Annotated in this window: 9 protein-coding genes; 5 read left to right on the plus strand and 4 right to left on the minus strand. The window is 65.8% G+C overall.

The features are described from left to right. Both Q1K49_RS11455 and Q1K49_RS11460 read left to right on the plus strand, forming a co-directional pair. Positions 1-754 (plus strand): methyl-accepting chemotaxis protein (locus Q1K49_RS11455; RefSeq protein WP_300526103.1); only part of this gene is annotated, 754 nt, incomplete at its 5' end. Positions 755-989: 235 nt separating this feature from the next. Further along, positions 990-1,142 carry a hypothetical protein gene (locus Q1K49_RS11460; protein ID WP_300526104.1) on the plus strand — a complete coding sequence of 51 codons (153 nt, stop codon included), beginning with the start codon at positions 990-992 and terminating at the stop codon, positions 1,140-1,142. A gap of 69 nt (positions 1,143-1,211) precedes the next feature. Here the strand turns inward: Q1K49_RS11460 and Q1K49_RS11465 are convergent, their stop codons facing one another. Next, the gene (locus Q1K49_RS11465) at positions 1,212-2,240 is read right to left on the minus strand and encodes a TAXI family TRAP transporter solute-binding subunit (protein WP_300526106.1); all 1,029 of its coding nucleotides are present in this window, start codon (positions 2,238-2,240) and stop codon (positions 1,212-1,214) included. A gap of 450 nt (positions 2,241-2,690) precedes the next feature. Beyond that, positions 2,691-3,404, minus strand: a complete 714-nt coding sequence (locus tag Q1K49_RS11470) for a phenylalanine--tRNA ligase beta subunit-related protein (RefSeq protein ID WP_300526108.1) — start codon at positions 3,402-3,404, stop codon at positions 2,691-2,693. A gap of 526 nt (positions 3,405-3,930) precedes the next feature. On the opposite strand from Q1K49_RS11470, the gene Q1K49_RS11475 reads away from it, so the two are divergent. Continuing rightward, on the plus strand, positions 3,931-4,449 hold the full coding sequence (locus tag Q1K49_RS11475; protein ID WP_300526110.1) for a putative metalloprotease CJM1_0395 family protein: 519 nt from the start codon (positions 3,931-3,933) through the stop codon (positions 4,447-4,449). A gap of 91 nt (positions 4,450-4,540) precedes the next feature. On the opposite strand, the gene Q1K49_RS11480 is transcribed toward Q1K49_RS11475, so the two are convergent. After that, on the minus strand, positions 4,541-4,693 hold the full coding sequence (locus tag Q1K49_RS11480; RefSeq protein WP_300526112.1) for a hypothetical protein: 153 nt from the start codon (positions 4,691-4,693) through the stop codon (positions 4,541-4,543). Positions 4,694-5,574: 881 nt separating this feature from the next. Here Q1K49_RS11480 and Q1K49_RS11485 point away from each other — a divergent pair. Further along, positions 5,575-7,116 carry a hypothetical protein gene (locus Q1K49_RS11485; RefSeq protein WP_300526114.1) on the plus strand — a complete coding sequence of 514 codons (1,542 nt, stop codon included), beginning with the start codon at positions 5,575-5,577 and terminating at the stop codon, positions 7,114-7,116. Positions 7,117-7,171: 55 nt separating this feature from the next. Here the strand turns inward: Q1K49_RS11485 and Q1K49_RS11490 are convergent, their stop codons facing one another. After that, on the minus strand, positions 7,172-8,071 hold the full coding sequence (locus tag Q1K49_RS11490) for an arginase family protein (RefSeq protein WP_300526116.1): 900 nt from the start codon (positions 8,069-8,071) through the stop codon (positions 7,172-7,174). Positions 8,072-8,923: 852 nt separating this feature from the next. On the opposite strand from Q1K49_RS11490, the gene Q1K49_RS11495 reads away from it, so the two are divergent. After that, positions 8,924-10,658: diguanylate cyclase (locus Q1K49_RS11495; protein ID WP_300526118.1), on the plus strand; the 1,735-nt coding region annotated here is incomplete at its 3' end.

Raw genomic sequence — 10,658 nt, forward strand, 5'->3', positions numbered from 1 at the left:
GAGCGAGAAATCCGTGGCCCGTGTGGAGGGCGTCATCGCGAAGATCCAGACCGTCGGCGCGAGGACCGAGGACTCCGTCAAGAGCATCAACCGCGTGGCCGCGTCGGTGAGTTCCATCACCCAGTTCGTCACCACCATCAAACAGATCGCGGACCAGACGAACCTGCTGGCCCTGAACGCCGCCATCGAGGCGGCCCGGGCGGGCGAGGCGGGACGGGGCTTCGCGGTGGTGGCGGAGGAAGTGCGGAAACTGGCGGAGGAGTCCAACGTGGCGGCCAAGCAGGTGGAGAGCCTCATCGGCTCCCTCCAGGCGGACACGAAACAGTCCCTGGACATCACCGCCGAATCGGGAACCATCATGAAAGAGACCGTGGCGGCCGCCGCGGAGGCACAGAAAGAGCTGAAGGAAGCGCTGTCCCAGATCGCCCGGGTGAACGACGTGATGCAGAGCATCGCCGCCGCGGCGGAGGAACAGGCCGCCGCCGCCCAGGAGATGGCCTCGGGGATAGACCAGGTCACCAAGGGAACGCTCACCGTGGTGGACACCATCGGTGGCATCCGGCAGGCCACGGAGGACACCGCCACGGCATCGGAGAACGTGGCCAGGGAGGCCCAGGAGACCGCGACCGGTGCGGAGCGGATTCAGAAGCTTCTGTCGCAGTTCAGCGTGGGCGGAGCGGAATCGGGGCTCGTTCCAGCGCCGACGGGCTCGCCGGCCCTTCCCGCAAAGGGGGTTCCCCGGAAGAAGGCGTGAGGCGCCGTTTCACCTGTACCCCGGGGAGGACGCAGGCTCTTCCGACCGGGGCGGTCCGTCAGGTTCCGTTTTGGAGAGGCGAGGCATTCCTCGGAGGAGGAGCCTCGCCTCTCCGCGCTGTTTCGGAAAAGGCGATCGCCGGTTGTCTGCCGGAGCAGCGCCCGAAGGCGCCTTACGCGCTCCGAAGTATGTTCCGCGTTGCCCCTTCCCCCGGGTCAGCCCCGGGACGCGGCGGGTGGCAACCGCGGAGATCACGTCGTCGGCGAAAGATCGTCATCGCATTCCGCAGTGCGATCCCCGCACGGGCAGGTGCCGCGATGTCCCCGATGCGGAGCGCCTCCGGCCGGAGGAGTCGAATGACCGGGCGGAGCGTTCCGCAGACGAGTGACGCCATGCCTGCGATCCGGTGCGGCCCGCCCAGTTCACGTGCAACGTTCCCCGTTTCCGGGAAGTGGCCTCAGGGCAGCAGTTCCGGGGGGATGCGCACGCCCTTTTCGGTGAAGAAGCGCACTGCGACGGGGTGGAGCGGTGCTCCGTAAAGCCCCGCCAGAGGGGTGTCGTAATCCACCTTGGTAAAGGCCGCGTGCTCCTTCGCCATTGCCTCTTTTCGGGCGTAGATGACCGTGAGCATGTCGTACACCACGTTCTCGGGAAGGCTTTCGTCCGCCAGAAGCGCGGACCTGATGCCCGCCACGCTGAGGGGTTCGGCCTGTCCGGGATAGGTGCCCCCGGGGATGACCACCCGGGCGTAGAAGGGGGCCGCGTCGGCGAGCCGTGCCATGTCCTCTTCGGAAAATTCGAGAAGGATCACCTCCTCCGGGGTCTCCAGAAGCTCCGCCACGGCTTTCGTGGGAATGCCCGCCTCGGCGTTGAAGGCGTCGATCCGGCCTTCCCGGAGCGCCTGCGCTCCCTCGTCGTAGCCGAGCCGGAGGGGGATGATGTCACCCCAGGAAAGCCCCGCGAGCGCCTGGAGGAGCACGCCGCTGGAGAACTCCGTCCCCGAGCCGGGCGGGCCGACGGCGATCCTCTTTCCCCTCAGGTCGCTCCAGGTCCTGATGTTCGCGTCGGCGCGGCAGACGAACTGGGTCACGTCGGGCCACAGCCCCAGAACATAGCGGAGGTTCGGGATGCGGTTTCCCTGGTAGCGCACCGTTCCCGTGGCGGCAAACCCGGTGAGGTTGGCCATGGCGATGGCCATCGCCGCGTCGCCTTTTTTCAACAGCTCCAGGTTTTCCGCGGTTCCCCCGGAGGGCCTGGCGGACCAGCGAAAGCCCCTGTTCCCCAGGGCGGCGTTGAAATGCCTGGCGAGGATCTCCCCCACGGGAAAGTACGTTCCTCCCCTGCTGCCCGTGGCGATGGTCAGAAGCCGTTCCGCCGCTCCGGCGGGCGCAGCCGCCGGAAGTTCCGTGGTCACGACGAGCGCCGCGGACACCGCCGCCAGAATTCCCAGGGCCGCCAGACCCGAACGAAGCCTTCCTATGCCCATTTCCTCGTCTCGCCTCCCGTCGGTTTCGGAACGGTCTTTGCCGCCGCAGGGCAACCCATTTTCGCGGGTCCGGAGAGGCGGTCACTCCTGTTGTCCCCTCCGTTGTGTCCTTTCTTAAGGATAAAGGGCGTACCGTTTGTGCGCAAGTGAGACTTTTGTCTTGTTTTCCCATCCGGCGTCGCCGTGTGCGAAGAGGGCGGCGCCCGTCGTACACGGCGCCCATGGCGGAGCGACCGGGTGCGGCGAACGCACCGGCGCGGTCGCCCGCCTGTGGGGTCTGCGCCCGAAAGTCTGCCGGAGCGGGGTGGTGGTTTTTGCCGTTGTTCCGGTTGCGGTTCTGTTTAGGGCTCCGCGGGCGATGCACGCCGCGGGGAGGAGCGTTTCTTCTCAGGCTGTCTTGAAGCCCGTGGTTTTTTCACGCCGCCGGACGATGCGGAAGAGACGTGCGCCTCAGGCGATCTCGAAGCCGGGATGTTTTGGATCGAGGAGGTGGATCGAGGTGGTGCCGCCGCAGAAGGTGCGCACCAGCGTCGCCGCCTCTTCCGCCTTGGCGAGCACCTCCGCGGCGGTCACGGGTGCCATGCCGTCCACGTTGACGGCCACCGCCCGGGTTTCGGGAGTGATCTTGCTCGGATCGCCGTTCTTCCAGCACCAGAAGCGGCAGAACACGTTGCTGTTGCCTGCGTCGTAGTAGATGACCTCCCCCGGGAGGGGGTGCTCCGACTGGTCCGGTTGTCCCAGGGGAACGTAGGTCTCGCTCCCGGAGGCGAAGCCCAGGCGCAGGTCCCCGGTGACGACGCCCAGGTCGTCGCCGCCGCAGGAACCCACGTAGGAAAGGCTCACGGCGTTGAAGATCGCCACGATCTTGTTCACGAAGGGGAGATCCTTTCCCGAGCGGACCCGCTTGATCAGGTTCGCGATGGAGGGGGCGTGGCGGTTCGGATTGAGCCCCATGTCGCGGAAGACCTGCATCCACGCCGCAATGTGGGGGTGGTTCTTGTAGTCCTCCAGGGTCGCGTCCTCCCGGATGCGGCGCTCCTGCTCCCGCAACAGCGCCACAAGGGCCTCGGGCTCGCCCGAATTGTCCAGATCCTTCGCCACCACCACGGCCCGGCGAAAGCCGGGAAACCGTTCGAAGACCGCCTGTTCCACGTCGATGCGCATTCGTCTCCGCCTCCTGTCGTGTGCGAGCCTTTTCTGTCCCTTTACCTTACCGCTCTTCGGGCGGAAGGTCCAGAGCGCCCCCCTTTCTTTCGGAGACCGCCCTTTCCCCGAGCCTGCGCCGGGCGGGGAGAGGATCGAGAGGAGGACGCCCTTTGGGGAAGGGGGTTCTTTGGAAAAGCGCGTTGTTCTGCTATACTGAATAAACGATGACGCGGCAAGCGCCGGCTTTGTGCAAGCGCCGCAAGTCGCGTTGCCCTCTGCTCTACTGAGAGGTGTGGTGCCGCTTCGGCGTTCTCGGCTGCGGCCCAGAGGCTGCTCACCGAAGGGCACGGCTCGTTAAAGAGTGGACGGCACCCCTTCGGCGTTCTCGGCTGCGGCCTGTCGCTTTTCGTCGCTCCGCCTTCCCTCTTTCGGGGCTTCGGGTTTCGCGTTTTCGAGCTTCGGGGCTTCGGCTCCGTGACGTGGTGCCGCATCCGGCGCTGGAAGGGAAACGGAAGAGCAAGGCTTTCGTGGAAGGAGGTGCCCCATGGATCTGAGCGCGGCGGTTCTCGCGGCGGGCGCCGCACGGCGCACGCAGGACAAACGGCGCAGTGCGAAGGAGGACGAGGGAACGGCGCCGCTTCCGCTGCCGGGAAGCGGAGAAAATCTGCCGGAGGAGCTGGACCCTCGGATCCGCCGCCTCAAGGAGCTGGAGAAGGAGGTGCTGCGGCACGAGGCGGCCCATGCGGCCTCCGCGGGGGGGATGGGGTGGCCTGTGGTCTACCGCTACGCCACGGGGCCGGACGGGCGGCGCTACATCGTGGGAGGGCACGTGACCATCAGTGTGCCCAAGGGACGCACTCCGGAGGAGCAGCTCCGCATTCTCTCCCGGGTGATAGGCGCGGCCCTGGCGAACCCGGACCCCTCGCCGGGGGACAAGGCGGCGGCCCGCTGGGCCGCCCGGGCGGAGCTTGAGGCCCTGCGGGAGCTTCAAGCGGCCCGGCGCGACTCTCTGGAGGAACTTGACCTGGAGTCCCTGCTCCCCACCTTCGGGGCGGAGCTGTAGCCGCTTCGACGGACGCCCTGATCCGCGATCTCCCTGATCCACACGTGCGGTCGGGGTGCTCCCGTCGCTGCGATCGATTTCGGGGAGGGGCTCAGGGGTTTTGTGCGGGAGCAGTGTTGCCGGCGAGCCATCCGTACAGGCCTTCGATGTCGAAATCGCCACAGGCAAGACCGATGGCGACCTCAAAGAAGCTCCCGCCGCCGCCGCGGGTGCGCCCGAGGGCGACGGATGTTCCGCTTCGCACGTCTCCAGGAGCATGGACCTTCGCAAGACGCTTTTCTGCTCCGGCAGGTCTCTTTGCATTTCCTCGTGTTTCTTTGCGTTTCTTTCTCTTCGCGTTGTTTTTTCCTCGCAGCCATCACGTTTCTTTTGCCACGTGCGCCCCTCATTCCGCCTTTCCGGCGGCGTAGAGGGCTCTGTGTCGTGCTGCGCATGACGGTGCATGAGCAAAACGGTGAAAAGAGGGGCTTTTTCGACCGCCGAGAGACGCAAAGGCGCTGCCGTTGCTTTTGACAACTTCGATGCCGTTCTGTCATTGTGGAGCCGCATGAAAAGGAGTTAAAAGAAAAAAAGCCGATGTCCGGTCGCATCGTTCCTCGGATCGTCGTTTTTTCGAGGTGACACTCTCTTTCCGGTTTTCCCTCTCTTTTCGGAGTGCAAACTCCATGCGTGCGGCAAAGTCGCGGCATGGGGGAACGGCAGTGACGCACGGAGCTGCCGATGGCGAAACGGGAACCTGCGGGGCACGATTCCGCAGGGACGGTTGTGTCGTGTGCTGTCGGTGTGGGATGGAATGTGTTTCCTGGAGTGTGTCTGTGGAGCGGGTGATCCTTGTCGGGATCGCCCGGGAAGGGAGATGGGGCATGCGGCGTTCGGTTCGTCCCGGTGTGCTGTGCGTTCTTTGCGGTGTCGTGACGATGCTGTTCTTCGGCGCGGGAGCGCCGTGCGGTCCCTGTGAGGCCTCGGGGCCCCAGGGGCTCGGATATCCCTATCTGATCGATCCCGCGAGCGGGGACGGTAGCTTCATCGTCGTGCACAAACCCCAGGCCGGGGCCTGTTTGGCCGCCGGAGGATGGGAGGCGGTGCGCTACTTCGCGGACGGAACGCGGGACGCGAGCTTCGTCTGTGCCAGCCCCGACGTGTGCCGCACCTCCGGTGGAGGCGGCGGGGGGGGTGCGGGGCGGGCGGGGAGCCGGGGTCTCGGAGACGCGACCCCTCCCCTTGGTTCCGCCGTGGATGGAGCACGGGGGGAATACTACCTCCTCCGCCACCGACGCCATTTATCTCCACGATCTGGAGACCGGCGAATCCAACGGCAAGCTGGCGCTTCCCTCCGCGGGAGATGGATTCGCCTCGCCGCCGAAGAGCATGGCCAGCGGAGGCTCGACCGCAGAGGGGGCGCGCATTTTTTTTGTGGTGGATGCCAACGGTGCCGTCTGGAAATGGCAGTTCAACATCAGCGACGACGTGAACTGGACCAAGATCTCCGACAAGCCCGCAGGGACGATGACGAACCCGAAGCGGGTAGGGGGCAACGCCGCCGACACGGGGGCCAAGCCCTACCTGGTGTTCACGTCGGGTTCTTCGGGAAGCTGGGCCAGCCAGGTCTACATGCACGACGGCGCCGACTGGGGGCTGAAGGGGGAGACGTCGTCCCCGTCCAACCGTTCCCTGGACGGCATCGCCGTGGGAAGCACGGGGCTCGTGTACACGACGGACACGGAGAACAACAAGATCGTCCGCTTCGGAACGGGGGATCCGACGAGCGGAACCGTGTTCGCCGGCACGTCCACCTGGTGCGAGGGAATCACCTATCATCCCGGTTCGGGGCGGATTCTCGTGGTCGGAACAGGGGATGGCAAGGTGTACCAGTACGACCTCAGCGGCAATCTCGTCTCCTGGGGAGCCGCTCCCTCCGCCACACCGTCGCCGACGGCATCTCCCTCGGCATCTCCGTCGCCGACACCGTCCGTCTCGCCCACACCGTCATCTTCGCCCTCCGCGACGCCGTCTCCCTCGGCCTCGCCGTCACCGTCGGTGTCGCCGCTGCCCACGCCGTCGGATCTTCTGGAACCGACACCCGTGCTGGAGGGAGGATCCTGGGTGACGAGTCCCACGCCCATTCCGGAGGGGCTCGGCGTCCTCGAAGGGGCGCTTCCGAAGGGGTTCGTCTTTCCGCAGTGGTTCCTGTTGCTGATTTTGGGCAACACCATCGACGCTGACGGCGTTCAGGTCGTGCAGGTGGGTGAGGCGTGGGAGATACGCCTGAAAATGCTGGACGATGCAAAAGAATTCAAGATCACCCTTGATTCGGAGAAGGACGAGCAGGGAGGCGTGTCCTACCGCTGGTCGCTCTTCTTCTGGAACAACGAGACGGGGCAGTGGGAGGCGGGAGTGGGCGACGAGGAAGAGAGCCCGGAGAGCCGCGGGTTCGTCGCCCGGGACACACAGCTCGAATGGACCTTCGAGGACGGCGGTTCCTTCGACCTCGATGGCGTGCAGGATGGATTCGTCTCGCTCCGCCGGGCGTCGGTGCTGCTCGGTGCCCCCGTCGCCACCACGGGCGCGCCCGAGGGTGGAGGCGGGTCGGGATGCGGCATTCCCTCGGCCTCGCTTCCTGCGGCACTGCTGCTGGCGCCGCTTCTGTTCCTGTTCTGGCGCTTCTGAACGGCGAAACACTGCCGCCGCCTCCGTTCCCGAGGGAGGCGGCGGAGAGGTGCGGTTACAGGGAGCGGAGGGAGTCGCCCAGGGCGAAGAAGGGCGCCAGGCACTCCGCCGCACGGGGTTCCTGGGGGGCAAACTCCACGAGGCTGAATCCCACCACGCGTCTCTCCCGGAAAAGCGCGCCGAGGATCGCCGGCAGCTCCTCCGGGGCGAATCCTCCCGGAGCTGGGCAGAGGCAGTGGGGAAAGCGCGCCGGGTCCATGGCGTCCAGGTCCAGATGGATGTAGACCGACGAGGCCTTTGTGCCTTCGAGAAAACGCCCGATGGACTCCAGGCACGCCCCGGACGGTGCGGGGGGGATGACTTGGATGCCCGCGGCGTGGACGTAGGCTTCCTCCGGCGGGTCGAGGTCCCGGGCGCCCACAAGGGCCACCTGGTACGGTTCGAGCCAGGGCGTGCAGAGGGCCGTAAAGGCCGGGTCCCCCTCGCCGAGGAGACAGCGGAGCGGCATGCCGTGAAAGGCGCCGCTCGGAGACGACTCGGGGGTGTTCAGGTCGCCGTGGGCGTCGAACCAGAGCACCGCCAGGTCGCCGCCGCAGCGGGCGTTCAGATACGCCAGGGGAGCGAGTTCCACCGCGCAGTCCCCTCCGATGGTGAAGATCCGCTTCGGAGCCGCTTTCGCGAGCAGCTCCCGTGCCGTTCGCAACTGTTCCAGCAGAGCGGAGCGTCCGTGGATGCCCGCCTCCAGGCGTTGTTCCCCCTCGGTCGGAACGGGAACTTCCAGGCACGCTCCATCCGCGAAGAATCGCTCCCACAGCAGTAGTGCGCCCCGGTGGAGCGCCAGGGTATCGCCCGACCCCTGCCACTGGGGAAAAAAGAGTCGCAGCGGTTTTCGAGGGTCTCCGCGCCGCGTCGCCGCGGCTTCTGTCGTCGTTCCGTCGTGCGTCATCGCCGTCATGTCCCTCCTCGTCGTTCTTTCCGCATGTTTCCGCCTCTTCCCTGACCGGAAGGCCTGTCGTTTCGCCGCCTCCCGCCCTGCGCTCGCTCCTGCCCCCGGAAAGATGTTCGTTTCCGCGGCCGTCTTCGTTCGCAGGCGGACGGAGGAACAAGCTCCGCGAAGTTGCATGCCGCCACGTGCCTCCCCCCCGGAAAAGCGTGCCGAAGATTGCCGGCAGCTCCTCCGGGGCGAGTCCTCCCGGTATGTGTGGAGCCAGTTTATCTCCTGGGGGGAGTTCGCCTCGGGAATGATGGGCGAAGCCTCCTGGGGTATGTGGAGCCAGTTTATCCTTTCCTTCGTGAGTGTTTCAAGAAGGGGATTTTCTTTTTTTCATCCTTTCCGGTAGACTTAAATGGTTCCGGAGTAGGCTCCTGATGGGTACTAAGATGCGCTTCGCGTGAGCCGAAAGTCTTTGCCATGTGGGGCGACGAGACGTGCCTGCCATCTGCGATATGCGTGGACTCTAAAAGTTCCATGACTGTTCTGCGACTGTTTCCGCGATTTCTGCGTGGGGACGATCAAGCGGAGTCTGAGAGACTCGTGAACCGGAGGAGCTGCGGGTCTGGAGAGCGGAGGGACTGGAGATCCGGGAGCCTGAAAATCCGCGAACCCGAGCCGGAAGACCGGAGGGCCTGGAGACCCGGGACCCTGAAGGCTCAGGGCGCCTGAAGATATGAAAACCGAAAGGTTCGTAGGTTCGTAGATATGAGGACTGAAGACATGGAGCGAGAGGGACACCGGAAGAACATGGCGCGAGAAAAAGAGAGAGGATTCGGGATGGAAAAGAGTGATGCAATGACAAAGAGAGACGGAATGGCGAAGAGTGATGCAACGACGGAGGGAGAGGGGATGACGGAAAACGCCGGAACGATCCACGGCGCTTCGGCGTTTGAAAATCCCGGAGACGGGCAAGGATCGGGAGAAACGCTCCCGGAGGCGGGCCGGGCCGGAGAAGGAAAAGACGCGCCGAGCCCGCCCGTGCGGGAAGAGGGCTTCGGCGGTTTCTCCGGGTCGCTGGCGAAGGAGGTGGCGCTGCGGGTCTCCCTGTGGGCGGTGCTGCTGATGGTGGTCATCACCGGCCTGGGGTACTGGACGCTTTTTGCCGCCCGGGAGGAGCAGACGCTGGAGAACCTGGCGGATTTCGCCGCGGGGCGCGTGGAGAGCGAGCGCTTTCTCTTCGATCTCGCCCGGGACGACCTGCGCATCCTCGCGGAGGAGTTCCTCGACCTCTACCGTTCGGACGTTTCCTTCTCCGAGGAGGAATTCTGGACCTACTTTTTCCGGGACGACGAAGGGGCCGTCCGGCTCCGCCGGAAGTACTTCGACGGCACGGCCCCGGCGAAGGGGCTGCTCTTCCGGGGCATTTCCGCCTTCGTGGGAAACAACCAGAAGACGCTCGACGAGGATTTCCGCCGCCGCCTGCTCCTGTCGTACTTTCTCGTCACCCGCCTCGGCCCCGCCTGGATCGACCGTTTCGCCAACGTCTACGTCTCCATGCCCGAAAACGGCATGGTCATCTACTGGCCCGAGGAGCCCTGGGGGCTCACCGCCCGGGCCGATCTGGTCATGACCGACGGCTCGGTGATCAAATCCACGCTCCAGGAGTTCAACCCCGAGCGGAAGCCCGGCTGGACCGGGCTCTATTACGATCTCACCGCGGAACACTGGATGATCACCTACCAGCTCCCCGTGGATTACGAGGGGCGGCATCTGGTCACGCCCGGCGTGGACGTCACCCTGGACGATCTCATGGAGCGCCTGGTGGCGCGGAAGATGGACGACACCGAGGGCGCCTACAATTTCGTGGTCACGTCGGACGGCAAGCTGGTGGCCCATCCCGACCGGCTGCACAAGGCAAAGGAAGAGCGGGGAATCCTGAGCATCGACAAGCTCGATGACCCGGACCTCGCCGCCCAGTACGCCCTCGTCTCCGCGAACGCGCCCGGAGAGGGCGAGGCGCCCCGCATCGTCCGGGACGAGCGCCGCGATCTCTATCTTGCCGTGGCGCGCATGCCCGGGCCGGAATGGTTCTTCGTCGCCGCCTATCCCCGGGCGGAGCTGCTCGCCCGGGCCCACGAGTCGGCCCGGCTCGTCCTCGTGTTCGGCGTGCTGCTCTTTCTCGCCTTCATGGTCGTGGTGACCCTGGTACTCCGGCGAAGCGTCGCCGAGCCGCTGGGCGTGCTCCGCAACGTCTCCGGGGCGCTGTCCCGGGGCGAGTACGCCGCCCTTTCATGCGGAGCCTTCCAGGCGGTGGCGTCGGCCCGGAACGAAGTGGGGCTCCTGGGGAGAGCCTTCCGCGACATGGGCTTTGCCGTCCGGGACGCGAGTCGCCTTCTGGAGGAAAAGATCGCCGCCCGCACGGGCGAGCTTGCCGCGGCGAACCTCAAGCTGGAGGAACTCAGTTTCCGGGACGGGCTGACGGGCATCTACAACCGCCGGGCCTTCGACCGGGACCTCGACGAGGCGTTCCGTCGGGCGCTGCTGGGGCAGGGAGGATTCGCGCTCGTGCTCTGCGATGTGGACTGGTTCAAGCCGTACAACGACACCT

The organism is Aminiphilus sp., assembly GCF_029975095.1.
Lineage (GTDB): Bacteria > Synergistota > Synergistia > Synergistales > Aminiphilaceae > Aminiphilus.

Coding starts and splice junctions, on each gene's coding strand:
- Q1K49_RS11465 (WP_300526106.1), bottom strand. CDS start 2,240: ATGGGCATAGGAAGGCTTCGTTCGGGTCTGGCGGCCCTGGGAATTCTG.
- Q1K49_RS11490 (WP_300526116.1), bottom strand. CDS start 8,071: ATGACGGCGATGACGCACGACGGAACGACGACAGAAGCCGCGGCGACG.
- Q1K49_RS11470 (WP_300526108.1), bottom strand. CDS start 3,404: ATGCGCATCGACGTGGAACAGGCGGTCTTCGAACGGTTTCCCGGCTTT.
- Q1K49_RS11475 (WP_300526110.1), top strand. CDS start 3,931: ATGGATCTGAGCGCGGCGGTTCTCGCGGCGGGCGCCGCACGGCGCACG.